At 65.3% G+C, this 25301-nt stretch carries 21 protein-coding genes; 11 read left to right on the forward strand and 10 right to left on the reverse strand.

The window, feature by feature from the left end; all coding sequences use genetic code 11:
- The first annotated feature begins 6 nt into the window (after positions 1-6).
- From lpxD to lpxB, 5 genes are read left to right on the forward strand one after another with little or no spacing between them, the layout of a single operon-like run.
- Positions 7-1071, forward strand: a complete 1065-nt coding sequence (gene lpxD, locus ADADO0_RS18170; protein ID WP_511306616.1) for a UDP-3-O-(3-hydroxymyristoyl)glucosamine N-acyltransferase — start codon at positions 7-9, stop codon at positions 1069-1071.
- Positions 1068-1580 carry a 3-hydroxyacyl-ACP dehydratase FabZ gene (gene fabZ, locus ADADO0_RS18175; protein WP_511306617.1) on the forward strand — a complete coding sequence of 171 codons (513 nt, stop codon included), beginning with the start codon at positions 1068-1070 and terminating at the stop codon, positions 1578-1580. The genes lpxD and fabZ overlap by 4 nt, the downstream gene beginning before the upstream one ends.
- 1 nt (position 1581) lies before the next feature.
- Positions 1582-2388, forward strand: a complete 807-nt coding sequence (gene lpxA, locus ADADO0_RS18180; RefSeq protein ID WP_511306618.1) for an acyl-ACP--UDP-N-acetylglucosamine O-acyltransferase — start codon at positions 1582-1584, stop codon at positions 2386-2388.
- A gap of 2 nt (positions 2389-2390) precedes the next feature.
- Positions 2391-3281, forward strand: coding sequence for an LpxI family protein (locus ADADO0_RS18185; protein ID WP_511306619.1), 891 nt, complete (start codon positions 2391-2393; stop codon positions 3279-3281).
- A gap of 2 nt (positions 3282-3283) precedes the next feature.
- Positions 3284-4462: a lipid-A-disaccharide synthase gene (gene lpxB, locus ADADO0_RS18190; RefSeq protein WP_511306620.1), complete on the forward strand. Its 1179-nt coding sequence runs from the start codon at positions 3284-3286 to the stop codon at positions 4460-4462.
- A gap of 103 nt (positions 4463-4565) precedes the next feature.
- On the opposite strand, the gene gltA is transcribed toward lpxB, so the two are convergent.
- From gltA to ADADO0_RS18205, 3 genes are all read right to left on the reverse strand, one after another.
- Entirely contained in the window at positions 4566-5870 is a 1305-nt protein-coding gene (gltA, locus tag ADADO0_RS18195; RefSeq protein ID WP_511306621.1) for a citrate synthase, read from the reverse strand.
- Between the two features lie 221 nt (positions 5871-6091).
- Positions 6092-8731: a glycosyltransferase gene (locus ADADO0_RS18200; RefSeq protein WP_511306622.1), complete on the reverse strand. Its 2640-nt coding sequence runs from the start codon at positions 8729-8731 to the stop codon at positions 6092-6094.
- 207 nt (positions 8732-8938) lie between these two features.
- The gene (locus ADADO0_RS18205) at positions 8939-9463 is read right to left on the reverse strand and encodes a hypothetical protein (RefSeq protein ID WP_511306623.1); all 525 of its coding nucleotides are present in this window, start codon (positions 9461-9463) and stop codon (positions 8939-8941) included.
- Positions 9464-9567: 104 nt separating this feature from the next.
- Between ADADO0_RS18205 and ADADO0_RS18210 the strand changes: the two genes are divergently transcribed.
- Positions 9568-11220: a glycoside hydrolase family 17 protein gene (locus ADADO0_RS18210; RefSeq protein WP_511306624.1), complete on the forward strand. Its 1653-nt coding sequence runs from the start codon at positions 9568-9570 to the stop codon at positions 11218-11220.
- Here ADADO0_RS18210 and ADADO0_RS18215 read toward each other — a convergent pair.
- Positions 11180-11587 (reverse strand): hypothetical protein, encoded by a 408-nt coding sequence (locus tag ADADO0_RS18215; protein WP_511306625.1) that lies wholly within the window; start codon positions 11585-11587, stop codon positions 11180-11182. The two genes, ADADO0_RS18210 and ADADO0_RS18215, sit on opposite strands and share 41 nt — an antisense overlap.
- Positions 11588-11688: 101 nt before the next feature.
- Between ADADO0_RS18215 and glmU the strand changes: the two genes are divergently transcribed.
- Both glmU and glmS read left to right on the forward strand, forming a co-directional pair.
- Positions 11689-13071, forward strand: a complete 1383-nt coding sequence (gene glmU, locus ADADO0_RS18220; protein ID WP_511306626.1) for a bifunctional UDP-N-acetylglucosamine diphosphorylase/glucosamine-1-phosphate N-acetyltransferase GlmU — start codon at positions 11689-11691, stop codon at positions 13069-13071.
- A 97-nt stretch (positions 13072-13168) separates the two neighbouring features.
- Positions 13169-14992: a glutamine--fructose-6-phosphate transaminase (isomerizing) gene (gene glmS, locus ADADO0_RS18225; RefSeq protein WP_511306627.1), complete on the forward strand. Its 1824-nt coding sequence runs from the start codon at positions 13169-13171 to the stop codon at positions 14990-14992.
- A 69-nt stretch (positions 14993-15061) separates the two neighbouring features.
- On the opposite strand, the gene ADADO0_RS18230 is transcribed toward glmS, so the two are convergent.
- From ADADO0_RS18230 to recG, 4 genes are all read right to left on the reverse strand, one after another.
- Complete coding sequence (locus ADADO0_RS18230; protein WP_511306628.1) at positions 15062-16156, reverse strand: SGNH/GDSL hydrolase family protein; 1095 nt, start codon at positions 16154-16156, stop codon at positions 15062-15064.
- 88 nt (positions 16157-16244) lie between these two features.
- Positions 16245-17717, reverse strand: coding sequence for a DUF2142 domain-containing protein (locus ADADO0_RS18235; RefSeq protein WP_511306629.1), 1473 nt, complete (start codon positions 17715-17717; stop codon positions 16245-16247).
- 45 nt (positions 17718-17762) lie between these two features.
- Positions 17763-18131 (reverse strand): YbaN family protein, encoded by a 369-nt coding sequence (locus ADADO0_RS18240; protein ID WP_511306630.1) that lies wholly within the window; start codon positions 18129-18131, stop codon positions 17763-17765.
- 8 nt (positions 18132-18139) lie between these two features.
- Positions 18140-20233 carry an ATP-dependent DNA helicase RecG gene (recG, locus tag ADADO0_RS18245; protein ID WP_511307220.1) on the reverse strand — a complete coding sequence of 698 codons (2094 nt, stop codon included), beginning with the start codon at positions 20231-20233 and terminating at the stop codon, positions 18140-18142.
- Positions 20234-20353: 120 nt separating this feature from the next.
- Here recG and ADADO0_RS18250 point away from each other — a divergent pair, with 120 nt between their 5' ends.
- The 3 genes from ADADO0_RS18250 (at position 20354) to ADADO0_RS18260 (ending at position 23664) form a co-directional block, all read left to right on the forward strand.
- A complete protein-coding gene (locus ADADO0_RS18250) occupies positions 20354-21007 on the forward strand; it encodes a protein-L-isoaspartate(D-aspartate) O-methyltransferase (RefSeq protein WP_511306631.1) in 654 nt (217 codons plus the stop codon).
- A 91-nt stretch (positions 21008-21098) separates the two neighbouring features.
- Complete coding sequence (locus ADADO0_RS18255; protein ID WP_511306632.1) at positions 21099-22370, forward strand: alpha/beta hydrolase; 1272 nt, start codon at positions 21099-21101, stop codon at positions 22368-22370.
- 352 nt (positions 22371-22722) lie between these two features.
- The gene (locus ADADO0_RS18260) at positions 22723-23664 is read left to right on the forward strand and encodes a peptidoglycan DD-metalloendopeptidase family protein (protein WP_511306633.1); all 942 of its coding nucleotides are present in this window, start codon (positions 22723-22725) and stop codon (positions 23662-23664) included.
- A gap of 170 nt (positions 23665-23834) precedes the next feature.
- Here ADADO0_RS18260 and rpmG read toward each other — a convergent pair whose 3' ends face one another.
- Together rpmG and ADADO0_RS18270 are read right to left on the reverse strand one after the other, a co-directional pair.
- Positions 23835-24002, reverse strand: coding sequence for a 50S ribosomal protein L33 (gene rpmG / locus ADADO0_RS18265; RefSeq protein WP_511306634.1), 168 nt, complete (start codon positions 24000-24002; stop codon positions 23835-23837).
- A 117-nt stretch (positions 24003-24119) separates the two neighbouring features.
- Positions 24120-25292 (reverse strand): MFS transporter, encoded by a 1173-nt coding sequence (locus ADADO0_RS18270; protein WP_511306635.1) that lies wholly within the window; start codon positions 25290-25292, stop codon positions 24120-24122.
- Positions 25293-25301 lie beyond the last annotated feature (9 nt).

Raw genomic sequence — 25301 nt, forward strand, 5'->3', positions numbered from 1 at the left:
TGGCCCATGACAGATCCCCGCTTCTTCCCTCTGCCGACACCGCTTAGCCTTAGCGAGGTGATGTCGCTGGGAGGCGCGCGCCCGGTCGCCGACGTGCCCGAGGGCATCGTGGTGCGCGGCGTGTCCACGCTCGCGGACGCAGGCCCCGGCGATCTCGCGTTTTTCGATTCGGTCCGCTATCGCCCGGATTTCCTGGCGACCCGCGCCGGCGTCTGCATCACCACCGAGAAGCTGGCCGAGGGCGCGCCTGAGGGCGTCGTGGTCCTGGTGTCTCCACGTCCCGCCCAAGCCTTTGTCGCGGTGACGCGCACACTGTTTCCCCTCGCGCTGCGCCCACAGCCGGTGTTCGAGCATCAGGGCATCGCCCCGGGCGCCTTCATCCACCCGAGCGCGCGCCTGGAAGATGGCGTGACGGTCGATCCCGGCGCGGTGATTGGACCCCACGTTGAAATCGGCTCCGGCACCGTCATCTGCGCCACCGCTGTCATCGGCGCCAACGTCCGCATCGGGCGCGATTGCGCGATCGGCGTGGGTGTCACCCTGATCCACACCCTGGTCGGAAACCGCGTCATCATCCATGCGGGCGCACGCCTCGGCCAGGACGGCTTCGGCTTCCAGGCCAGTGCGCGCGGGCATTTGAAAGTGCCGCAGGTCGGCCGGGTCGTGCTTCAGGACGATGTGGAGATCGGCGCCGGCACCACCATCGATCGTGGCGCCTTGCGCGACACCGTGGTGGGCGAGGGGACCAAGATCGATAATCTGGTCCAGATCGCCCACAACGTCGTCATCGGCCGCCATTGCATCATTGTCTCCCAGGTCGGGATTTCGGGCAGCACGACGCTGGGCGATTTCGTGATGATTGGCGGACAGGCCGGTGTCATCGGCCATATCACCATCGGCAGCGGCGCCCAGATCGCTGCGACCAGCAACGTCAAGGACGACGTTCCCGCGGGCGCCCGCTGGGGCGGCTCGCCGGCAAAGCCGGTGCGCGAATGGTTCCGCGAGGTCAACACCTTGAAGCGCCTCGCCGCGGCGGGCGCACATCGCTCAACGGAGGGCGGGGAGCAATGAGCGGGGACGTGACTGGGGCAAGCGAGGCGGGCGTGACTGAAGCGACGGCCCCGGCGGAGACGCTGGCGAGTGCCGACATCAGCAATATTCTTGCCTGTCTTCCGCACCGCTATCCGTTCCTGCTGGTGGATCGGATCGAGCGCATCGACGGCGAAGCGTCCTGCGTGGGCATCAAGAACGTCACGGTCAACGAGCCGCATTTCCAGGGCCATTTCCCCGGCAATCCGGTGATGCCCGGCGTGCTCATCATCGAGGGCATGGCGCAGACCGCAGGTGTAATCTGCATTCTCGCCAACGGCGGCATCCCCAAGGGTGCTGCACCCATCGTCTATTTCATGACCATCGACGAGGCCAAGTTCCGCCGCCCTGTGGTGCCGGGCGACGTGCTGGAATATCACATGACCAAGGTCTCCAAGCGCCGCAACATGTGGTGGTATCGCGGCGAGGCCCGGGTGCGCGGTGAGTTGGTGGCCGAAGCGCGCGTTGGCGCCATGATTACCGGGTTCTGACGTGGCGTTGATCGATCCCCTCGCGCGCGTTTCCGACGGCGCGAAACTCGCGGATGACGTGGTCATCGGTCCGTTCTGTGTCGTTGGCGCCGATGTGACGCTCGCCGAAGGCGTGACGTTGCATTCCCATGTGAACATCCAGGGCGCGACCACCATCGGCGCCCGCACCCAGGTGTTCCCGTTCGCCTCGCTCGGCACGCCGCCGCAATCCGTGCACTACAAGGGCGAGCGCACGGAGCTGGTCATCGGCACGGATTGCATGATCCGCGAGCATGTCACGGCGAATACCGGAACCGCCGCGGGGCGCGGTGTCACGCGCATCGGCAACCACTGCATGCTGATGGTGAGTTCGCATGTGGCGCATGATTGTCTCGTCGGCGATCACGTCATCTTCGCTAACAACGCGACCATCGGCGGCCATGTGGAAATCGGCGACCATGTGTTCCTCGGCGGCCTGAGCGCGGTTCATCAGTTCACGCGCATCGGCGCGCAGGCGATGATCAGCGGCATCACCGGCGTGCGCGAGGACATCATCCCCTTCGGTTTTGCGCTCGGCCAGGCGGCGCGGCTGGTGGGCCTGAACACCATCGGAATGAAGCGGCGCGGATTTTCCCGTTCCGATCTTCACGAGGCGCGCGCGGCTTACCGCGACCTGTTCTTCGGGCAAGGCGTGTTCGAGGAGCGGCTCGCCAAGCTGCGCGAGCAGGTCGATACATCGGAATTCGCCCGCGCCATCGTGACTTTCGTCGATGCTGGGGAGAAGCGGCCGCTGTGTCGTCCCTCGCGCGGCGTCGTCGCCGAGGAATAGCCTTGCCCCCGGCATCCACCGCCGCGCGGACCGGAGCCGGTGATCCCGCGCGCGGGCCGCTCGCCATCGTCGCGGGCGGGGGAGCCTTTCCAGCCGCTGTCGCCGAGGCTGTGCTGGCCCAAGGGCGGGAGGTCGTCCTTGCGCTCATGAAGGGCTTTGCCGACCCCGCGCTTGAACGCTATCCCCATTTCTGGTTCCGCATCGGCTCGATCGGAACCGTAACGACACGCGCGCGGGCACTCGGCGTGCGCGATGTCGTCATCATCGGCAGCCTCACCCGGCCGCGCATGCGGGATCTGGGCATGGATTGGGCGACGATCCGCATGCTGCCGCGGATTGCCGGCCTGTTCCGAGGCGGCGACAATCATCTGTTGTCGGGCGTTCTGGCTCTTGTGGCCGAGCAGGGCTTCCATCTGATGGGCGCCCATGAAGCGGTCCCCGACCTGCTTTTGCCTGAGGGCTCGCTGGGGGCGAAGTCGCCTTCGGCCGTCAATGAGGCGGACATTGCTCTTGGCCTCCAGGTGATCCGCACGCTGGGTCCGTTCGATGTGGGTCAGGGGGTGATCGTGGTGGATGGCTTCGTCACCGCTGTCGAAGCCGCCGAAGGCACGGATGCCGTGCTCGCCCGCTACGCCGACATGCGCGCCACCGGCCGCCTGCGCTTTCCCGCCGGCCATGGCGTGCTGGTGAAGGCACCCAAGCCCGAGCAGGATCGCCGCATCGACTTGCCCTCCCTCGGCCCCGCCACCGTGCGCCACGCAGCAAAGGCCGGCCTTGCCGGCATCGCATTCGAGGCCGGCGGCGTGATCGTTCCCGATTCCCAGGAATTGGTGCGGGTGGCCGACGAGGCCGGGCTGTTCGTCGTCGGCATTCCGCCAGCGTCCGGGCATTGATCATGTTGCTGGGCGTCCCGCCTCTGGATGTCTTCATCGTCGCCGGCGAGGAATCGGGCGATCAGCTCGGCGGCGCGCTGATGGAAGGCTTGCAACTCATCACGCCGGAAGGCGCGGTGTTCCGGGGCATCGGCGGGCGCCGTATGGCGGGCGCGGGCCTGGACAGCCAATTCCCCATGGATGACCTCACCGCCATGGGCTTCAACCAGGTGGTCGGCAAGCTGCCGCTCATCCTGCGCCGGCTGTCGGAGACCGTAGAGGCCATCGTCAAGGCGCCGCCCGATGTGTTGGTGCTGGTGGATGCGCCTGATTTCACCCATCGCGTCGCGGCGCGCGTCCGGCGTCGCCTGCCGGACCTGCCGATCGTCAAATATGTCTCGCCGACCGTGTGGGCGTGGCGCCCCGGCCGGGCGAAGGCCATGCGCCCCTCCATCGACCGGCTGCTGGCGCTGCTGCCGTTCGAGCCGGAGGTTCACGCCCGCCTTGGCGGCCCGCCGACAATCTATGTCGGCCACCCGCTGCTGGAGCGGCTGGATGTGCTTCGGCCATCAGTCACGGAGCAGGCGCGCCGCGATGCGCAGCCGTATCATCTGCTGGTCCTGCCGGGCAGCCGCCGCAGCGAGATCACGCGGCTGGGCAGCTTGTTCGGAGAGACGCTGGGCCGTCTCGCGGCGCGTTACGAGCTTACGCTGACCCTGCCGACCTTGCCGCGCCTGCTGCCGATGGTGGAGGAAATGGTCGCGCAATGGCCGGTGCCGGTGCGGATCGTCACGTCGGACGCCGAAAAGCAGGCCGCCTTCCGCACCGCGCGTGCGGCACTGGCGGCATCGGGGACGGTGACGCTGGAACTCGCGCTTGCCGGCGTGCCCACGGTGGCCGCCTATCGGGTGGCGTGGTGGGAGGCCAAGATCGCACCTTACGTGCTCACCGTTACGAGCGTGGTCCTGGCCAATCTCGTGTTGAAGGACAATGTGGTGCCGGAATTCCTCCAGCATCACGGTACGCCTGACACCATCTCGGCGGCACTGGATCGTGTGCTCACGGACAGCCCGGAGCGTCAGCGCCAGCTCAGCGCCTTCAAGCGCCTGGACGACATCTTCGGCACGGAAGGCGCGGCGCCGAGCCTGCGGGCCGCCGAAGCGGTGCTCGATCTCATCGCCTCGCGGGCGTCGGGCGAATAGGCCTTTAAGCCTTCAGAGAAACGATCTTCAGAAATGAAAAAAGCGCGGCCTGAGCCGCGCTTTTCCATGGTCCCGATCTCGGGAGGCCCCCGAAGGACGAAGTCTACTTGCGCTTGGCCATCTGCACGTAGTCGCGCTGGGCGGCGCCGGTGTAGAGCTGACGGGGACGGCCGATGCGCTGGCTCGGGTCCTCGATCATTTCCTTCCACTGGCCGATCCACCCGACGGTGCGGGCGAGGGCGAACAGCACGGTGAACATGTCGGTGGGGAAACCCATCGCCTTGAGCGTGATGCCCGAATAGAAGTCGATGTTCGGGTAGAGCTTCTTCTCGATGAAATATTCATCGTGCAGCGCAACGCGCTCAAGCTCGATGGCGACGTCCAGCAGCGGATCGTCCTTAATACCCAGCTCCTTCAGCACTTCGTGCGTGGTCTGCTGCATGATCTTCGCGCGCGGGTCGTAATTCTTGTAGACCCGGTGGCCGAAGCCCATGAGGCGGAACGGATCGTTCTTGTCCTTGGCGCGGGCGACGAACTCGGGGATGCGCTCGGGGCGGCCGATTTCCGTGAGCATCTTCAGCGCGGCTTCGTTCGCACCGCCATGGGCGGGTCCCCACAGGCATGCGATGCCGGCGGCGATACAGGCGAACGGGTTGGCGCCGGAGGAGCCCGCCAGGCGGACGGTTGAGGTGGAGGCGTTCTGCTCGTGGTCCGCATGCAGGATGAAGATCTTGTCCAGCGCGCGGGCGAGTGTCGGGCTCACCTTGTAGTCTTCGCAGGGAACCGCGAAGCACATGTTCAGGAAGTTCGACGTGTAGTCGAGTTCGTTCTGGGGATACACGAACGGTTGGCCGATGGTGTATTTGTAAGCCATCGCCGCCAGCGTCGGCATCTTGGCGATCATCCGGATCGACGCGATCAGCCGCTGCTGCGGATCCGAGATGTCGGTCGAGTCGTGATAGAAGGCCGAGAGCGCGCCGACCGAGGCGACCATGACGGCCATCGGGTGGGCGTCGCGGCGGAAGCCCTGGAAGAACCGGTTCATCTGGTCGTGAACCATCGTGTGACGGGTCACGGAGAGATCGAAATCGGCCTTCTGCGCGGGGGTCGGCAGTTCGCCGTACAGCAGCAGGTAGCAGGTTTCCAGGAAGTCGCCGTTCTCGGCGAGCTGCTCGATGGGATATCCGCGATAGAGCAGTATGCCTTCATCGCCGTCGATATAGGTGATCTTGCTTTCGCAGGATGCGGTCGAGGTGAAGCCGGGATCGTAGGTGAACAGGCCCGTCTGGCCATACAGCTTGGAGATGTCGACCACGTCGGGGCCGATGGTGCCTCCGTGGATCGGCAGGTCGAAACTCTTGTCACCTACGGTGAGTTTCGCTGATCCGGCATTCGTGGTGGCGTCCATGAGATCTCCCATCCTTAGGCGGCTGAGTGATACCTCTATCGCAAATGCGAAGGGTTCCCCGGCAGTCCTAAACCCTCCCCATTTTCGCCGCAAGCGTGACTGTGCACTGCAATGTGGCAAGGGGAATTATAAGGCGAATTTTACCAATAGCGGCGCGTCGCGCACCCCGGAATCAAAAAGGCCCGGCATTGCGCCGGGCCTTTAATATGAGGAGATTTTGCCTATTCGGCAACGGCAGGCGGGGCGGTCGGCCGTAGCCGCCGCACGGCCCCGGAAATCCGCGTCCGCAGCAGCTTCCATGCCGCGAAATCATTGACCCGCGAGGTCTCTGCCAGCCCGATCAAGGCTGCCGCGAGGAACGGCAGGCTCTGAATGGCGAGCGCCAGGGCGTACAGGTCGACTTCGCGCACGGTATGCCAGTTGGTCATGTGCAGCGAGACGGCGCTGGCCATCAGCAGGCCGCCGACCACCGCTTCCGGCAGAGCCGGGAAGGAGCGGGCGGCACCGGTCAGCCACCCGCCGCCCTTGGCGGTGCGGGCGAAGGCGAGGTCCTTGTAGCGGAAGCCGTCGAACACTGCCTTGGCCACCGTGAACTGCACTGCCATCGCCGCGAGCGCGGCACCGGCCATCCGCAGCGGCGTGGTCGCCACCCGCATGCGGTAGAGCGCGATGAAGTGCAGAACATATACCACGAAGGTCATGATGATCGGCAGCGTCAGAACGTGGGCCGGCACGGCGATTCCCATGATCAGCACGAACGGCACGAACAGGAGCGACAGCAACGCGGCGAGCGCGCCCACCGATTCCGCACCCAGCCACGACACCCAGCCGAGCACGAAGTGGCGGCGCTGGGAGGTGTTGAGACGCGACGCGTTCGGCAGGAACCGGCGCCAGTGCTTGCGCACGATCTGAAAGCCGCCGTAGGCCCAGCGATGACGCTGCTTCTTGAACGCCTCGAACGTGTCGGGCAGCAGGCCCCAGCCGTAGCGGACGCGGGTATAGTGGGTCTTCCAGCCGTTTTCCGCGATCGACAGACCAAGGTCGGTGTCCTCGCAGATGGTGTCGGACGACCAGGAGCCGGCCTCCATCATGGCGGCGCGACGGATCAAGCACATGGTGCCGTGGACGACGATGGCGTCTTCCTCGTTGCGCTGAACCATGCCGATGTCGAAGAAGCCGGCATACTCCGCATTCATGGCTTCATGCATCGGGCTCATATGCCCGTCGCGATGATCCTGCGGCGCCTGGACTAGGCCGACGGTGGGATCCTCGAACACCGGCACGAGATCCTTCAGCCAATCCTGCTGGACCATATAGTCGGCATCGATGATGCCGATGATCTCAGCATCCGGCGCGGTGTGCTCGAGCGCGATGCGCAAGGCGCCCGCCTTGAAGCCGGCCATCTTCTCTATGTTCAGGAACTTGAAGCGATCACCCAGCGCCTCGCAATGAGCGCGCACCGGCTCCACCAAGGCGGGGTCGGGGGTGTTGTTCAGCACCACCACGCATTCCAGATTCGGCCATTCCAGACGCGCGACGCTATCGAGCGTCTGCTTCAGCATCTCCGGCGGCTCGCGATAGGCCGGAATATGGATCGAGACCTTGGGGTAGCGCGACGGCGTGCCGCGCGGGCGCAGTTCGACAAGGCGCGTGGGCGCCCGGCCGAAGGCAATGGCGGAGAGTTCTTCCACCCGATAGAGCAGCACCAGCGCCAGCGGGCCGAGCAAAGCGAGAGACAGCACGAGCGTGACGTAGCCGCCGCCGATGACGTAATGCGTCGCCCAGAAGTCGATGACGAGAGCGACCCAGGAGCCGACAGCACAGGCGGCCGCCGCCAGAACAGCACCCTGCGAAGTGGTCATCGGGCCAGCACGGAGCATCGGCAGGCAGAAGGCCAGGCCCAGCAGGACGGCGAGGATCGCGGTGCGGCCGAAACCGCGCTGTTCTAGCGGACCGGTGAGGGAGAACTTCATGTGGCGGTCGGCGTCGAACATGCCCCAATACTGGCCGACCGAGCCTTCGAAGCTCTTCCACGGCGCATCGAAGGCTTCGATGATGTTGTAATCGATGCCCAGGGCGTCAGCGCGCGACGTGAAATTGCGGATGACGTTGGCCTGCGCCATTTCGCCCGGCACCGCCGCGTCGCGGTTATAGCCCGCGCTCGGCCAGCCGAACTCGGCGATGACGATACGCTTGCCGGGATAGGCGGCGCGCAGGCGATTGTAGATGTCGATGGAGCGGTCGACGACCGCTTCGGCGGTCACGCCTTCCCAGTAGGGCAGGATGTGCGCGGCGATGAAGTCGACGGCGGACACCAACTCGGGATGGTCCAGCCACACGTTCCAGATTTCACCCGTGGTGACTGGCACATTGGTCTGGCGCTTCACGCTTCGGATCAGCTCGGCCATCTCCGCCGCGCTCTTTTCACCACGGAAGATGGTTTCGTTGCCGACCACGAGGGCTTCGACGTTGGAATTGTGCTTGGCGAGGCCGATCGCGTTCTGGATTTCCAGCGCGTTGCGGGTCTCGTCCTTGTCGATCCAGGCGCCGACCGACACCTTCAAGCCACGCTCGGCGGCGATTGCGGGGATCAGTTCCAGGCCCATGGTCGAGGAATAGGTGCGGATGGCGCGGGTATAGTCGGCCACCGCGTCCACATCGGAGCGAATCTGCGCGGCCGTGACCGGCGGCCCCTTATCCGGGTGGCGCACGTCGCGGCTGTACGGCGCGAAAGAGAGGCTTGAGAATCGCTCAGTGACCGCAGGGGCGGTCCCATGCGGACGGAGGGAAAACCAGATCGCGGCGTGAAACCCAGTCACGACCACGATAATCGCTGCGGCTACAGCAAGGCCCGGACGCATAGCGAGACCACTCGAAGAAAGGCGAACCGTCAACGCTGACGTTTGGCAACGGTTCCAGCCAAACGTCACGGGCACCTTTTCGACCTGCCCCCACGGTCGGCACTGCTTTTATACGGCAGTGCATCGAGACACTAAACCTCTCAAATAAAGAGGTAAATGGGGACTGTGGCAGCCGTTCGACGGGGCCGGGGCGGCCCCGTGATCTAATTATTGCGCAGGTGCAGCAACATAGTCGGGATTAACCCAACACTGCTGAACCCGGCCGGGAAGACGCTCTTGCGTTTTTGGATCGATGTTGCCCTGGCGCACCAGGCACCGGAACGCCAGTTTCAGGTGATCGGTTGGGCAGCCGAACCGCTCGTAGAGTTCGAGATGGCGGCGGGCGGTGTCGATATCGTCGCGCCACAGGAGCGTGGCGATACGCCGTCCCGTCCACACGCATTCCGGCAGGCCGGCGGCGCCGGGCAGTTTTGCGGCTTCGGCGAATTCCTCCACCGAGCGGCGCTGCGCGTCGCGGGCCGCCTGTTGCTCGGGCGTGACCTGCTCCGGCTGAGCCGGCTTCTGGTCGGGCGAGGAGGATTGAGCAGATGCGGAGCCGGCGAACGCAAGGAAAACTGCGCCCGCGATCAGAGCGATACGAAAACGGTCCATGACGGCCAATGCGTTCGAGGCTGGTGAGCGGAAGGCGTTCCGCGACGACACGTTAGAAGAAGGCATGGAATTTGTCAGCATGACGACATGCGCTCCGAAGTAGCACGTTGAAGCACCATCCCTTCACAGGCCCTTCGGGAAGCTTTATGTCGCGGATGGCCCGAAGGTCGGGTGCGGGAGCTGCCATGCCGTTTTCCCTCCGCTCTCCGGGCGTCCGGTTGCCGCTGGTGCTATTCATTGCGGTGCTTGGGCTCGTCGCCGGGTTCTGGGCATGGATGGTCCGGCCGGTGGCCATGCCGCCGTCGCCCCTTGCTGCGGGCGAAAAACTGCCCTGCGTGTCCTACGCACCGTTCCGTGAGGGCCAATCGCCGCTCAACGGCGGCACCCCTATTCCCGAGGCGCAGATCGATGAGGATCTCGCGCAGCTCTCTAAAATAACCGCCTGCGTGCGCACCTATTCGGTGGAGCTTGGCCTCGACAAGGTGGCCCCGCTGGCGAAAAAGCACGGGCTGAAGGTTTTCCAGGGCATCTGGCTTGGCTCCGATCCTGAGAAAAATCGCGCGGAGGCGGACGCCGGCGTCCGCCTCGCCCAGCAATATCCCGACGTGATTTCCGCCCTGGTGGTCGGGAATGAGGTGATGCTGCGCGGCGAATTGTCCGCCGCCGACATCACCGCCCTCCTGCGCGACGTGAAGTCGCGGGCCGGCAATGTGCCCGTCACCTATGCCGATGTCTGGGAGTTCTGGGAGCGCGCCAAGGCGCTCGCCGGCGAGGTGGATTTCGTCACCGTGCATATTCTCCCCTATTGGGAGGACCTTCCCGTTTCGGCGAAGGAGGCCGGGGCCCACATCGACCGCATTCGCCAGCATGTGGCGGACCAGTTTCCCGGAAAGGAAATCCTGATCGGCGAAACCGGCTGGCCGAGCGCAGGACGCATGCGCGAGGGCGCCCTGCCATCCCCCGCCGACCAGGCGCTGGTCATGCACGAAGTGCTCAAGCTCGCCAAGGAAAAGGGCTACCGGGTCAATGTCATCGAGGCCTATGACCAGCCCTGGAAGCGCCGCAACGAAGGCACGGTCGGCGGCCACTGGGGCCTGATCGACGCCGCGAACCGGACCGAGAAATTCCACTGGGGCGAGCCGGTCAGCAACCATTCCGGCTGGCCCTTCCAGGCGCTGATCGGTGCGGTCCTGGCGGCTGGTGCCTTTGCTGTCGCAGGGATTTCGGCCCGCAGGCTGCATGCGCGGGGAGAGCCGGCGCCCTCGACCTCCGTGTGGTTCTGCGTTTCGGCCGTGGCGCTCGCGGGCGGCGTAACGCTTGGAAGCACGCTCGCCGCCATGCCCTTGGAGAGCCTCGGCTGGGTCGGCTGGACCCGGAACACCGCGTTCCTCTTGCTGTCCCTGGCGGTGACTTTGCTGGCTCCGGCGTTTCTGGTGCGGGGAACCGCGCTGCGCTCGCCCGCCATCGCTCTGGATTTCCGCAACCAGCGCGGTGAGAGTGCCCGCGCCATCGCCGTTTCGGCGCTCCTTGCCCTTGCGCTGCTTGCCGTGGGTGAAGCGTCCTTCGAGCTGGTGTTCGACCCGCGCTACAAGGATTTCCCGGTCAATGCGCTAACCCCTGTGGTCATCGCGCTGGCGCTTCTCGCGGTGCGGCGGAGGCCGGATGGGTCGGGCGTCGGTATGACCGAGCGCATCGGATTCTGGGGCCTCCTGGCCGCCGGCGTCTATATCCCGCTGAACGAGACCTTGCAGAACTGGCAGGCGCTGTGGTTCGGGCTCATCTGCCTTGCTTTGTCCTTTACGCTGTGGCGCGTCCTGGCCGCGCGAGCGAGAGGATGAGCAGCATGGCCGCGACCGCGCCTGCTATATTGTTGTAGAGCACCAGCGCGATCCCGGCGAAGGCCAAGCCCACCGCGAAAGCGACAACGGAGGGCCGGATGATCTGGATGCCTGCGGCGATCAGCGCAACGGCGCCGAATGCCGACCAGCCGAACAGCGCAATCACCACCGCGCGCATCTGGCATTGCATGGTCTTGAGCTCGGCATCGCAGGCAAGGCCGACCGTTGACGGCTCGATCACCAGATAGCGCACATAAAGCGCCCATCCGGTGGCGGCCATGGTGATGAAGATCAGCCAGTTCATGGCGCGCGGGCCGGGTTTGAAGGTGGTGTTCGCCATCTCGGCCTCCATTCTCACGTCTTCCATGCCACCGCGCCGGGCAACGGACAATGCCCGAGGACGCGCTGCCGCCTTTTCCCGCGCGCTCCGGCACGATAAGGAATCGGCATGAGCGTCAGGGGATTGAAATGACAGAACGCAGCCTGCTCGTCGTGGTTCTCGCAGCGGGCGAAGGGACGCGCATGGTTTCGCGCCTGCCCAAGGTTTTGCACAAGATCGCCGGCCTCACCATGCTCAACCATGTTCTCGCCGCCTCCCAGGCGGCCGGCGCGACCCGGATCGCGGTGGTGGTGGGCCCGGACCGTGAGGATGTCGCCGCCGAGGCGCTTCGCGTGGCGCCGGAAGCGCAGGTGTTCGTGCAGCGCGAGCGGTTGGGCACCGCCCATGCCGTGCTCGCTGCCCGCGATGCGCTGGAGCAGCCGGCAGACGATGTTCTGATCCTTTATGCCGACACGCCTTTGGTGCGGCCGCAGACACTGCTGGCCCTGCGCGCGCCTCTGGCGGCGGGCGCGGCGGTGGCGGCGCTGGGGTTCCGACCCGAGAGCCCTGCGGGATATGGACGCCTCATCATGGACGGGGATGAACTCGTCGCCATCCGCGAGGAGAAAGAGGCCACTCCGACCGAGCGCGACATCGATTTCTGCAATGCCGGGCTCATGGCTTTGGCCGGCGCTCACGCGCTCGACCTTTTGGGCCGCGTCGGCAACGACAATTCCAAGGGCGAATATTACCTCACCGACGTGGTGGAGATCGCCAACGCCGAGAATCTGACGGCGGCTGCCGCCGAGGCGGCCGTGAGCGAAGTCGTCGGCGTCAATAGCCGCATCCAACTGGCCGAGGCCGAGGCCATCCTTCAGGACCGCCTTCGCCGCGAAGCTATGGCCGGCGGCGTCACCCTGGTGGCGCCCGAGACGGTGTTCCTGTGCACCGACACCAAGCTCGGGCGTGACGTCATCATCGAGCCGCACGTTGTGTTCGGACCCGGTGTCACGGTGGCGGACAATGTGGTGATCCATTCCTTCTGCCATCTGGAAGGCGCGACGCTGGCAAGCGGCGTCACCATCGGCCCGTACGCCCGGCTGCGGCCGGGAACCCGGCTGGACAGCAATGTGAAGATCGGAAATTTCGTGGAGACCAAGGCCGCCCATCTTGAGAGCGGCGTGAAGGTGAACCACCTCTCCTACGTGGGCGATGCCCATGTCGGGGCCGACAGCAATCTCGGCGCCGGCACTGTGACCTGCAATTACGACGGCTATTCCAAGTTCCGCACCGAGATCGGCAAGGGCGCGTTCATCGGCGTGCACTCGGCGCTGGTCGCGCCGGTGACGATCGGCGATGGGGCCTATGTCGGGACCGGCTCGGTGATTACCGAAAACGTGCCCGAGGATGCGCTCGCGGTGGCCCGTGGGCGTCAGGTGACCAAGCCGGGGCGGGCGCGGGAGATGCGCGCGAAGATGGCGGAGGCGAAGGCCAACGCCTCCAAAACCAACGCCTCGAAGGCGAAAACCTGAATCTTCACCTTGTCAGGAAGCGATAGAGGATGTGAGAGGCACGGCGCCCGCGCCATGCTACAGAATCGTTGGGTCAATTCGGGGAGTGGCTGAGCCTATGTGCGGCATTGTCGGAATCTTGGGCAAGGAAGCTGTCGCGGACAGCCTGATCGAATCGCTGCGCCGGCTGGAGTATCGGGGGTATGATTCCGCCGGTGTTGCGACGCTGGAAAACGGGCACCTCGCGGTGTGCCGCGCCGAAGGCAAGCTGAAGAACCTCACCCATAAGCTGTTCCGGCATCCGCTCGCCGGCCATTCCGGCATCGGCCACACACGCTGGGCGACCCACGGCAAGCCCTCGGAGCGCAATGCCCATCCCCACACCACCAAGCGCGTGGCGGTGGTGCACAACGGCATCATCGAGAATTTCCGCGAGCTGAAGCGGGAACTCGAGGCCGAGGGCGTCGTGTTCCGCAGCGATACCGACACCGAGGTTGTCGGCCAGTTGGTGGACCGCGAGATGGTGCGCGGGAGCGATCCTGTCGCCGCCGTTTCCGCCGTTCTGCCGCGCCTCAAGGGTGCGTTCGCGCTCGGCTTCCTGTTCGACGGCCATGACGATCTCATGATCGCGGCGCGCCGTGGCTCTCCGCTGGCGCTGGGCTATGGCAAGGGCGAGATGTTCCTCGGCTCGGATGCCATCGCGCTCGGGCCGTTCACCGATGTGATCTCCTATCTGGAAGAGGGCGACTGGGCGGTCATCACCCGCGCCGGCGCGGAAATTCACGATGAGAGCGGCACGATCGTGCAGCGAGCCGTGGCAAAAGTCCCCCTCGGCGGCCTGCTGGTGGACAAGGGCAACCACCGCCATTTCATGGCGAAGGAAATCTACGAGCAGCCCGAGGTGATCGGCCACACGTTCGGCCACTATCTCGACCTCTCCGCCGAGACGGTCTCCCTGCCGGAATTGCCGTTCGATCTCGCCGAGATCGACAGCATCTCGATCACCGCCTGCGGCACCGCGCTCTATGCCGGGGCGATCGCGGAATATTGGTTCGAGCGGTTCGGGCGGATTCCGGTCTCCACCGATATCGCCTCCGAATTCCGCTATCGCGAAACCCCGTTGAACGCGCGCGGCGTCACCATCGTCATCTCCCAGTCGGGCGAAACCGCCGACACGCTCGCTTCGCTGCGCTACGCGAAGGAATGCGGGCAGAAGACCATTGCCGTAGTCAACGTGCCGACATCCACCATCGCCCGCGAGGCGGACGTGGTGCTGCCGACACTGGCGGGACCGGAAATCGGCGTTGCCTCCACCAAGGCGTTCACCTGCCAGCTTGCGACCCTCGCCTGCCTCGCCGTGGGCATCGGCCGGGCGCGCAAGATTCTGTCGGAAGAGGATGAGCATCGCCTCGTGCGGGCGATGATGGAGGTGCCCCGGCTGATGACCGAGGCGCTGAAGCTCAGCCCCGAGATCGAGATGCTCGCGCGCACCCTCGCGAAGGCGAAGGACGTGCTCTATCTCGGGCGCGGCACCAATTATCCGCTGGCGCTCGAAGGCGCGCTGAAGCTGAAGGAAATTTCCTACATCCACGCCGAGGGCTATGCCGGCGGCGAGCTGAAGCACGGGCCGATCGCGCTGATCGATGAAACCATGCCGGTGGTGGTCATTGCCCCCTACGACCGCATCTTCGATAAGACCGTGTCGAACATGGAGGAGGTCGCGGCGCGCGGCGGGCGGATCATCCTCATCACCGACCCAAAGGGCGCGGAGGCGGCGAGCGTCGATGCGGTGCAGAAGCTGATCCTGCCGGAGATGCCCGCCACGGTGGCGCCGATCGTCTATTCCATTCCGATCCAGCTCATCGCCTACCACACGGCGGTCATCATCGGCACCGACGTTGACCAGCCGCGCAACCTCGCCAAATCCGTGACGGTGGAATAAGCGACTTAAGATCGGGGCACGGCAGTCGCGCGGGCTCAGCCTCCGCGCCTGCCGCCCTATCTCCGGGACCTACGGATTGGTCTTCTGCGGCGGCGTGCCTGGGCTTTCGGTCAGCACTGTCCCGTTGAGCGCGTCCATCGTTGCCTGGAAGATCACCTTCACGCCCTTTTCGTTCGGGTGCCAGTCGCCGGGCAGGATGTAGTCCGGGCGATGCGCTCGGAGGTTGGTCATCGCCGGGTCCGAGGTCAGATTGTAGAAGGTGATGTCGTTCGCGCTGAAAAACGCGCCGGCCTGGCGCATGAAGTTCATCGTCGGGTCCAGGTCGCTCGCCGGGTCATTGTAGTCGACCCAGCCGGTATAGATCACGACCAGCTTCGCGCCGCAGGCGGCCGCCGCCGTCTTCAGGCGAAGAAACGTCGCCTGGCCCTTCGCCACGGCGGTCTTCCGGACGCTTTCGTCCTCCATGTTGAAATGAGGGAACTGCTGGCCGGAAATGTCTCTCTGCGGCTGGCTCCGATAGAAGGCCGCCTTGATCAGGGCCAGGACCTGGGAATGCTCGGAGACGAAATTATAGAGGGGCAGCTTGTTCAGGAATGTCTTGAGCGGGTCCTTCTGGACCTTCTCGGGTGTCAGTTTTCCGTTCTCAAAGGCGTACAGGCCGCTGCGGAAGGTGCGGGCGATGTCGTCGGAATTAAGGAAGGCCAGCACAATCTGCGGCTTGATGTCGGTGCAGTAATTCTCGACATATTTGGTGTAGTCCGCCGTTCCCCACCCCGCCGCAGCGGCGTTGATGAACTGATAGTTGCGGTACTTGTCCTGTAGCATGTCGACATAGGTCGCGCCGTCGGCAATCAGCCAGCCGAAGGTGAACGAATCCCCGAGCACGAGCACGCGCGGCTTTCGCTCAATTTCGCTGACCGGGTGCGCCAGCAGCCGGTCGTGATACTTGCCGAAGTGATAGACGACGGATGTGCCGAAAAACTGGTGCTGGGAATGCCCGCTGTCCTTGTTGAGCAGAAGCCCGGTATCGTCCTGAACGCGACTCGTCCCAGTGAGATTTTGTGGTGCAACAATTCGTATAAATACTTCGCTTATGAGGATTGAAGCAAAAATCGCAACAACAACCAGAGCGATCACCTGAATCGCAGATTTAATTGAAGTCATGTTTTTTCTTTCAAGCCACAGATGTTCGCGCGGTGTAAATGTCGTTAGCTCAACGTAAAATCATCTCTAACTATCAAGCCCAAGCGGCTTATTGCAAGTAGAAGGCGCGCGTCACCGCGCCCGGTATGACCAGGATATCGAGAGCGGCAACCACCAACGGTGCCGCGAGAAGCACCCGCGCCGGGAGGCGGGTCCACCCGCCGCCCATTAGGGGAACGGCCACGGCGAGCATGGGGAGCAGGGGCAGGAAATACCGGCCCTGCGTGCCCTCGGTGAGCGGCGCGCCCACCCGCGTCCAGGTGACGTAATGGGAGAGATAGATCGCACAGAGCGCCATGAGGACGGCGAGAAACAGCAATGCGCTTTCCGTGAGATGCGGCCCCCACGGCTTTGCCGGTGGCTGCTGACGCGTCGCGTCGGAGACCAGCGCGGCTCCGAGTGCGCAGGTCCAGAGCGTATAGACGATGACCGGCAGGGGGGTGTTCACCCAGCCCAGCATCCCGATCATCTGGCGCTGAAGGCCGCGCTCGAAAATGAAGGTGTTCAGGGGAATGGTGAGGAGCCGGAGCGGCTCGGCCAACAGCACCTTCATCTGCGCGGAAGGGTCGAGCGCCGCGAAGAAGGCCGGCCGAGGACCGGGCCAGAGCGGGCCGGCCTCATAGGTCGCATCCAGTAGGGGGATGGTGGCGATATGGGCCACAGTCGCCACCCAGGCAGCGGTGGCCGCTACGATTGCCGCGATCAGCCCCAGGCGAACCGCGAACGCCGAGCCGAAAAACCCCGCGCGGCTCCAGGGAAACGGGAGGATCAGGAGGGCCGCCAGCGGGACGTAGGGCGGCTTTGCCAGGGCGACCGCGCAGATCAGTAGCGCCGACACCGCCACGCGGGCCGGAAGAACGTGGCTTGCGGAGGCTCGCTCCTTTACCGCGTTCCGCGCCATGAGCGCCGCCGCGAGCGTCGCCGAGACGATCATCAATCCATCGGGATTGACCGAACTGGCGAGGAAAACCGAGATCGGCACCGCGAGCGTGCAGAAGATGACCCCCTGGCCGCGCGGCGCATACAGCAGCGCCAGCATGCCCAGTGCCGTGAAACAGAGCAGATTGACCACGCGCACCGCGAAAACCGCTTGATAGGGCGAAAGCCCGATCTCCCGCCCAACCCCAAGCGTGAGTGCGGCCGGGACATAGAAGGTCGGGAAATAGGTCGCGATCGCGCCGGTGCTGTAAAACGCGGGGCCAGCCCACGTCTGGGCTTTTGCCCGGTCAAAATCTTGCGCCCCCAGCTTCTTCTCGGGGTCGAGTTCGGCAAGCATCTGCGCCAGCCCACGATCCATCAGCGCGCCCCGGACCTGCTGCACGCGGCCATCCGACCGGGGCGCCTCCTCGATCCAGCCCATGATGATGCCGCGCGAGAGCGAGTCCGCCCGGATGAGGTGAGCGTAGGCGTCGGGGATCTGCGAAACCGGAAGCAGCGAAAGAAGGGTCAGCGACAAAGGCAGAGTGGCCAGAGCGAAGACCAACGGCAGGAAAAAACGGCGCGTATGCTCGGAGGTATTCAACGTCCGCCCCTTCCTGCGCGCACTGGGCGCCTCATGCTGCGAGGGCTAGCTTCCCGAAGGGCGCGTGACAATAAAAACCGCGAGCAAGGCGAACACGATGCCAAGCCCGATCAGCAAGAAGTCGGGCGCGCCGAAATAATAGGACCCGGACCAGGTGCCGACGAAGCTCGACAGCGCGAGCAGCTTCACGGGCAGGGGGATGGCGCCGGTCTCCTGCCAGCGCCGGACGCTGGGGCCGAGATAGCGGTGGTTGAGAAGCCAGGCCTCGAAGCGCGGCGAGGTGCGGGCGAAACACCACGCCGAAAGGATCAGGAACACGGTGCCCGGTAGCATCGGCACCACCATCCCGATGGCGCCGAGGATGAGGAACACGATGCCCACCGCAAACAAGGCTTTGCGCCAGATTTCCTGCATCGCGTGCCTCAGCCGGCCGAGAGGAGGCGCATGGCGGCATCGCGCCCATGCAGATAAAGCAGCGTGCGGATGGCCTCGCTGCCCGGCTCGGAGAGCCACGGGTCCTGCTTGAGAATGCGCGCGCTGGCCTCCCGCGCGGCATCCACCAGGGGGGCGTGAAATTCCAGCCGCGCCACCTGGAAGCCGGGAAAGCCGCTCTGCCGGGTGCCGAGAACGTCGCCTTCGCCGCGCAACCGCAGATCCTCCTCGGCGATGGCGAAGCCGTCTTCGCTGGCCCGCAGCATGGCGAGGCGGGCTTTCGCGGTTTCTCCCAGCGGCCCGCGAAACAGCAGCAGGCAGGTGGAGGGCTTGTCGCCGCGCCCCACGCGACCGCGCAATTGGTGAAGCTGGGCGAGGCCGAAACGTTCGGCATGCTCCACCACGATGAGCGTGGCGTTGGGCACGTTCACACCCACTTCGACCACAGTGGTCGCCACCAGGATGCGGGATTCGCCGCTGGAGAAGCGCGCCATTGCGGCGTCTTTCTCGCTGCCGGACATGCGGCCGTGGACAAGATCGACACGCGGCCCGAAGCGGGCCTTCAGTTCCGCATGGCGCTCGGTGGCCGCGGCGAGGTCCGAGGTGTCGCTTTCCTCTACGAGAGGGCAGATCCAATAGGCCTGTGCGCCGCCCTCCAGTGCCCGGCCTACGGCGCGCGCCACTTCTTCCAACCGTTCAAGCGAGATGGCGCGGGTATCGACCGGCTGGCGCCCCGGCGGCTTCTCGCGCAGTTCGGAACTCGCCATATCGCCGAACAGGGTGAGAACGAGGGTGCGCGGGATCGGGGTGGCGGTCATCAGCAGCATGTCGGCCGCTTCGCCCTTGCGCGAGAGGGTGAACCGTTGCTCGACGCCGAACCTGTGCTGCTCGTCCACGACGGCGAGCGCGAGGTCCGCGAATGCCACATCGGGCTGGATCAAGGCATGGGTGCCGACAAGCAGTCCGGTGCGGCCGGCGGCAAGATCATCCAGGATGGCGGCACGGGCGCGGCCCTTCTCGCGCCCGGTAAGGATCGCGGTGCCGATCCCCGCCGCAGCGGCGAGGGGCGCGATGGTCTCGTAATGCTGTCGCGCCAGAACTTCGGTGGGCGCCATCAAAGCCGCCTGACGTCCCACTTCGATGACGCACGCAGCGGCCAGCAGCGCCACCACGGTCTTGCCGGATCCCACGTCCCCCTGGAGCAGGCGCAGCATGCGCTTGTCCGAGGCGATGTCGGCGCGGATGTCCCGCAACGCGATCTCCTGCGCCCCAGTGAGGGCGAAGGGGAGTGCGCCGCGCAGCCGCGCGACCAGCACGCCATCGCCCGCGCTCGGACGGCCGCCGACCTCTGTCTGGCGCGCGCGCACGAGGCCGAGCGTCACCTGGTGCGCCAGCAATTCCTGGAATGCCAGCCTGCGCCATGCCGGTCCGGTGGGCTCGATGTCGGGGATGTCCGCCGGGCGGTGGACGCGCAGGAGGGCAGCCTTGAAATCCTCCCACCTTTCCGCTGCGAGGATATCGGAAGGAATCGCTTCCGGTAGATCGGGCACGCGCGCCAACGCAGCTTCCATGGCGCGCCGCACCTGCCCGCCGCCCAGCCCTTCGACCAGGGGATAGACCGGCTCGATCGGCGCAAGCTTGGCGAGGCCGGCGGCATCGAGCACACGGTCCGGATGCGTCATCTGGCGCATGCCGTCGTAGAGGGTAATCTTCCCGCACAGCCAGCGGGTGGCTCCTACCGGCAACAGGCGCTCAATGAATGCGGGATCGATTTTGAAATGCGTCACCACCAGATCGCCGGTGGCGTCGCTGACGAAGGTGCGGTGCGGCGCGCGCCGACCGGAGGGGGCGGGGCTGTGGCCGTCCACCCGCACCTCCAGCGTGACCTCGGTTTCAGGAAGCGCATCTGCGATGGTCGGGCGTGCGCGGCGATCCACAAAGCCGGACGGGAGGTGAAACAGCAGATCGATGACGCGCGGCGTCTCCCGCTCGAGCAAACGCGCGAAGGGGCGTTCCATCTTGGGGCCGATCCCCTTGAGCGTCGTCAGGGGCGCAAACAAGGGGTCAAGTATGGCGGGGCGCATGGCCGGGAAGGTGGCCGAGCGCGGGTGGCTCCGCAAGCCCTGTTCGGTCCCTGCGCGGCGTGAGAATTCTGGTATCCTGATCACCGGCCACGATGCGGCTTTGGCAGGTTCGGGGCTTTCATGGAGCATACGCAAGCGGAGGACACGGAGCGGGCGGCGTTCGTCCGGGGGCTTCGCCGACGCGGCGCAGGCGATGCGCTGGTTCTTCGCGCCATGGAACTGGTGCCCCGCGCGTTGTTCGTGGACCCGGTATTGCGGCAGCACGCCTATGACGATGTCGCGCTTCCCATCGCCTGCGGGCAGACCATGTCGCAGCCGAGCGTGGTGGTGGAGATGACCGAGGCGCTCGCTGTCAATGCCGAGCATCGCGTTCTCGAAGTGGGAACCGGCTCGGGATATCAGGCAGCGATCCTCGCCCACCTCGCATCCGAGGTGGTGACGCTGGAACGCTATCGCACCCTGGTGAGTGAGGCTCAGGTCCGCTTCCAGGTGCTAGGCCTGCGCAATGTGACCGCCATCGCGGCTGACGGGCGCGGCGGCGCTCCCTCCCGCGCACCGTTCGACCGCATCATGATCACCGCTGCGATTTCCGAAGTGCCCCAAGCCCTGTTGGACCAGTTGCGCATCGACGGCATCCTCGTCGCGCCGATTGGTGATGCTGCATCCGTGCAACAGCTCACGCGCTTCGTGAAAAGCGCCGGCGGCATGAGTGCCTCGTTACTGTCTGACGTGCGGTTTGTGCCGCTGCTCTCTGGAGTATCGGCGACGTTGTGAACGCTGGGGCAGGGCGGCTGCTCACGCGATTGCCGATTGCGCCACCCTTTACGCTCCTCTATCGACCTCGGGTGGGGGAGGAGAGCTTGGTTTGAAGCGTCGCGGCTACGTCATGGCGGGCATCGCCTTCGCACTCGCGAGCCTTGGGCTCACGGCCTGCGCGAGCCGGCCCGCAGGCATCCTCATTCCCATTGCAGCGACTGTTCCGGGCGCCAGCCGGGTCGAGATGCTCGTTGCCACGACGCGCGCCACGGTCACGGGCGGCGATCTCTACGGCGGCGACCGAGGGCTGGATGCCGGCTTCGCAGAAATCACCGTGTCGATTCCCCCGGACAATGTGCGCACCATCGGCGAGGTCCAGTGGCCCAAGAGCGTGCCGGGCAATCCGGCCACGGATTTCGTGACGCTCAACGCCGATGTGGTGACGCAGGAGCAGGCCAAGGCCTGGGTCACGAAGAAGATCGCCAAGACCCCCAAGCGCCAGGCGCTGGTGTTCATCCACGGCTACAACAACCGCTTCGAGGATGCCGTCTTCCGGTTCGCCCAGATCATCCACGATTCGGGTGCGGACGTAATGCCGGTGCTGTTCACCTGGCCCTCGCGCGGCAGCCTGCTGGCTTATGGCTATGACCGGGAGAGCGCGTCCTATTCCCGCGATGCGCTGGAGCGCCTTCTGACGGTTCTCGCCAAGAGCCCGGATGTAGGGGAGATCACCATTCTCGCCCACTCCATGGGCAATTGGGTGACGCTCGAAGCCCTCCGCCAGATGGCGATCCGCAACGGGCGAATCCTGCCGAAGATCAAGACCGTGATGCTGGCGGCGCCGGATGTGGACGTGGACATCTTCCGCACCCAGATGGCCGATTTCGGCCCGAAGCGGCCGGATTTCGCGGTTTTCGTGTCGCAAGACGACCGCGCCCTTCAGGTGTCGCAGCAGGTGTGGGGCTCGAAGGCGCGCCTCGGACAGGTGGACCCTTCGGTCGAGCCATACAAAACAATGTTCGAGACAGACAAGATCACCGTGCTCGATCTGACGAAGCTGAGAACCGAGGACCAGCTCAACCACGGCAAGTTCGCGGAAAGCCCGGAAGTCGTGCAGATGATCGGCCGCCGCCTGGCGGAGGGGCAGAAGATGACCGACGGCCGCGAAGGCGTGGGCGACCGCATCATCCAGGTGACCAGCGGTGCCGCGGCGAGCATCGGCACCGCTGCCGGCGTCGTCATCTCGGCGCCTGTCGCGGTGTTCGATCCCAACACACGCGACAATCTCGGCGCCCAGGTGGAGCAACTCGGCTCCAGCGTCACCAACACCGCCGGATCGACCGGGCGGCTGCTGACGACGCCTCCGACCAAGCTGCAATAGGGCGCGATTTGGGCTGTGACATAAATGTCGCGCTACCGTAATGAATTTAAGCATTTTTGCGGCATTTAAGCCCGTGTTTACTCGCTCCAGCTTTACTCACGTCATGTTCGTTGCGTGCGAGTGCCCTCACATGCCTTCCAATTTTAAGACCGCGGGAAATAGCGCTTTTTCGAAGCTTGCCCTGGTCGGGCTTGTCTCGAGCGCGCTTGCTGGATGCAGCTCAGACTCGACACGCCTCACTTCGTTGTCGAGCCCCTATCCACCTTCGACGCAGGGTTCGCCTGAAGTCACCGGTTCGCTCGGCGCTGCGCCGACCGCGCAGGTGGAACGGGCGCCAATCGGTGCGCCCCAGATGGCATACCCCCAGGCTGCCGCGCCTTCCGGTCCTCCGGTGGCCTACGCGCCAACCAATTATTCCGCCCCGGCGGCCACCTACACACCCGCCCCGGTTCATGCCGCCGCGCCGGCCGCGCCGCGTGTCTCCGGTGTTGCTCATGTGGTGGTCGGCGGCGAGACCATGGCCTCGGTGGCGCGCTCCTACGGCACCACGCCGGCGGTGATCGCAACAACGAACAATCTGCAGCAGAATGCGCCGCTTCGTGTCGGGCAGACGCTGATCGTGCCCTCTTCGATGGGCAATCTCGCTCAGTCAAAGCCGGTGCCGGCTGTTGTCAGCGCCAAGCCGACGACGGTTGTTGCCGCTGCTCCGCTCGCGGCGCCGGTGGCTGCCCCTGTGGCTCCTGCCGCGCCCAAGAGCGCGCCGGTTCAGGCGGCAACCTTGGCGCCTGCCGCCGCGCCGGCAACAGCAGCCGTCGCGCCGGCAAAGCCTGCCGCGCCTGCGGCGGCAGCGCCCAAGGTCGCCGCTGCCGCCGCGACCGAAGATGCGGATGATGCGCCGCGCGCTGCCGGTTCAGGCCCGCAGTTCCGCGCTCCGGTGCGTGGCCGCGTGATCTCCGGCTTCGGCCCCAAGCCTGGCGGAGCCCGCAACGATGGCGTCAACTTCGCCGTGCCGGAAGGCACATCGGTCCGCGCCGCCGAAGACGGCACCGTGGCTTATGCCGGGAACGAATTGAAGGGTTACGGCAATCTGGTGCTGATCAAGCATGCGGATGGCTATGTGACGGCCTACGCTCATAACAGCGAAGTCATGGTGAAGCGCGGCGACACGGTGCGGCGCGGCCAGATCGTCGCGAAGGCCGGTCAGAGCGGTGGGGTCAACACCCCGCAGCTTCACTTTGAAATTCGCAAGGGTTCGCAGCCGGTCGACCCCAGCCAGTACGTGGCCGGTCTCTGACCTGACGTTCTTTCGAGGATTGATAGACGGCCGGCTCACGCCGGCCGTTTTTCGTTGGCTCGGGCCAGTGGCTGACTGTGGCTCTCTCGCCATCTGCACAAACAAAAAGGGCGCCCCGAAAGGCGCCCTGTCAGTCACGATGAACCATTAAAAGTTAAGGTGAGCCATGCTCACTTGATCTTGGTCTCGCGGAACTCGACGTGCTTCTTGGCGACCGGATCGTACTTCTTGAGCACGATCTTGTCGGTCTTGGTGCGCGAGTTCTTCTTGGTCACATAGAACACGCCCGTGTCCGCGCTGGACAGGAGCTTGATCTTGATGGTTGCAGCCTTGGCCATAATTCCTAAATCCTGGTGCCGCTGGCGTGCCCGAGGCAGCGCGGTATCAAAGGTAGTCGCACGCGCTGCCAGCGCGGCGGCTCGTGGCGCGGAAATTCCTTCATTCGCCCCGCTTTGTCAAGCGTTGGAGCGGTCGGTCAGCGCAAACCTCGTGCCCACCACCGCCACATACAGTCCCAGCATGGTGCCGATGACGATGGCGAAACCATAGGGATCGTAAAGGTCCATCCCAAAGCCGACCAGGGGCGGACCCACGACGAGGCCGATGGAATAGAGCATGACGAAAGCAGCGTTCGCGGCGGCAAGGTCGGCGCCGTGGAAGCGCGCGCCGAGATGAGCCAGCCCGACCGTGTAGAGGCTGCCAACGATTCCGGTGACCAGGAATATGGCCACGCGGAAGCTCAGGCTTTCCACCGGCATATAGGGCAGCACGAACGCGCCGATGGTCCCGACCGCGGCGCAGAAGATCAAAAGGATGCGCCGGTCGATTCGGTCGCTGATCAGCCCGAGCGGGATCTGGAACGCGACGTTTCCGAGCACGGCGATGGTCAGCAGCAGCGATGCCTGGCTCGCGGGCATGCCCAGGCGCAGGCCGTAAAGCGGGAGGAAACTCATCACCGCCGTCTCGATCGCGCCGAACACCAGAGCGGCAAGCGTCGCGGTGGGGGAGCGCCGTATGAATGACAGCACCCCGCGGCCGGTGCTGGCGCCGATGGTCGGCGCCATGCCTTTCGCCAGCAATATGGGAATCAGTCCGGCGGCGAGAACCACGGCGCCCACAAGATAGGGCGGCCAGCCCTGCGTCCCCACCACGCTGAGGATGATGGGACCCATGGCGGCACCGATAGACAAAGCGGTGGCGTAAACGCCCATGATGAGACCGCGCCGATGGGGTGGCGCGACCGCGTTGATCCAAAATTCGCTGACGGCGAACAGGATGCACAGCGCGGCGCCAAGGGCGAAGCGCAGCGGAAACCAGACCAGGAAGGAGGACGAAGCCTTGAAGGCCGGCAAGCTCAATGCGGTCACCGCGATTGCGATGCCCAGCAGTGCGCGGGGGCCAAGCTTGCGGACCATCGCCGGCACGAACGGCGCCGTGCAGACCGTCGCGATGCCCGCGACGGCGGTATTGATCCCGATCCAGGTGTGATTGATCCCGCGCGCTTCCATTTCCAGGGCGAGGAGCGGGATCGAGAGGCTGATGCCGATGCCGACCACAGAAATGGAGGCAATGGCAGCCGTGATCGAGGCGGTGCGGCTCATCTGAGCCGTGGACGCCGGGGCGTGCATGACGATGTC

Source organism: Aquabacter sp. (assembly GCF_965279295.1).
In the GTDB taxonomy this organism is placed as follows: domain Bacteria; phylum Pseudomonadota; class Alphaproteobacteria; order Rhizobiales; family Xanthobacteraceae; genus Aquabacter.

What these genes read in the sequence shown, in the direction of transcription:
- ADADO0_RS18200 (WP_511306622.1), bottom strand. Translation starts at nt 8,731, where the DNA reads ATGCGTCCGGGCCTTGCTGTAGCCGCAGCGATTATCGTGGTCGTGACT.
- rpmG (WP_511306634.1), bottom strand. Translation starts at nt 24,002, where the DNA reads ATGGCCAAGGCTGCAACCATCAAGATCAAGCTCCTGTCCAGCGCGGAC.
- recG (WP_511307220.1), bottom strand. Translation starts at nt 20,233, where the DNA reads ATGCGCCCCGCCATACTTGACCCCTTGTTTGCGCCCCTGACGACGCTC.
- ADADO0_RS18230 (WP_511306628.1), bottom strand. Translation starts at nt 16,156, where the DNA reads ATGACTTCAATTAAATCTGCGATTCAGGTGATCGCTCTGGTTGTTGTT.
- lpxD (WP_511306616.1), top strand. Translation starts at nt 7, where the DNA reads ATGACAGATCCCCGCTTCTTCCCTCTGCCGACACCGCTTAGCCTTAGC.
- ADADO0_RS18250 (WP_511306631.1), top strand. Translation starts at nt 20,354, where the DNA reads ATGGAGCATACGCAAGCGGAGGACACGGAGCGGGCGGCGTTCGTCCGG.
- glmU (WP_511306626.1), top strand. Translation starts at nt 11,689, where the DNA reads ATGACAGAACGCAGCCTGCTCGTCGTGGTTCTCGCAGCGGGCGAAGGG.
- ADADO0_RS18210 (WP_511306624.1), top strand. Translation starts at nt 9,568, where the DNA reads ATGCCGTTTTCCCTCCGCTCTCCGGGCGTCCGGTTGCCGCTGGTGCTA.
- fabZ (WP_511306617.1), top strand. Translation starts at nt 1,068, where the DNA reads ATGAGCGGGGACGTGACTGGGGCAAGCGAGGCGGGCGTGACTGAAGCG.
- glmS (WP_511306627.1), top strand. Translation starts at nt 13,169, where the DNA reads ATGTGCGGCATTGTCGGAATCTTGGGCAAGGAAGCTGTCGCGGACAGC.
- ADADO0_RS18205 (WP_511306623.1), bottom strand. Translation starts at nt 9,463, where the DNA reads ATGCTGACAAATTCCATGCCTTCTTCTAACGTGTCGTCGCGGAACGCC.
- ADADO0_RS18270 (WP_511306635.1), bottom strand. Translation starts at nt 25,292, where the DNA reads ATGCACGCCCCGGCGTCCACGGCTCAGATGAGCCGCACCGCCTCGATC.
- ADADO0_RS18240 (WP_511306630.1), bottom strand. Translation starts at nt 18,131, where the DNA reads ATGCAGGAAATCTGGCGCAAAGCCTTGTTTGCGGTGGGCATCGTGTTC.
- ADADO0_RS18215 (WP_511306625.1), bottom strand. Translation starts at nt 11,587, where the DNA reads ATGGAAGACGTGAGAATGGAGGCCGAGATGGCGAACACCACCTTCAAA.
- ADADO0_RS18260 (WP_511306633.1), top strand. Translation starts at nt 22,723, where the DNA reads ATGGCATACCCCCAGGCTGCCGCGCCTTCCGGTCCTCCGGTGGCCTAC.
- lpxB (WP_511306620.1), top strand. Translation starts at nt 3,284, where the DNA reads ATGTTGCTGGGCGTCCCGCCTCTGGATGTCTTCATCGTCGCCGGCGAG.
- gltA (WP_511306621.1), bottom strand. Translation starts at nt 5,870, where the DNA reads ATGGACGCCACCACGAATGCCGGATCAGCGAAACTCACCGTAGGTGAC.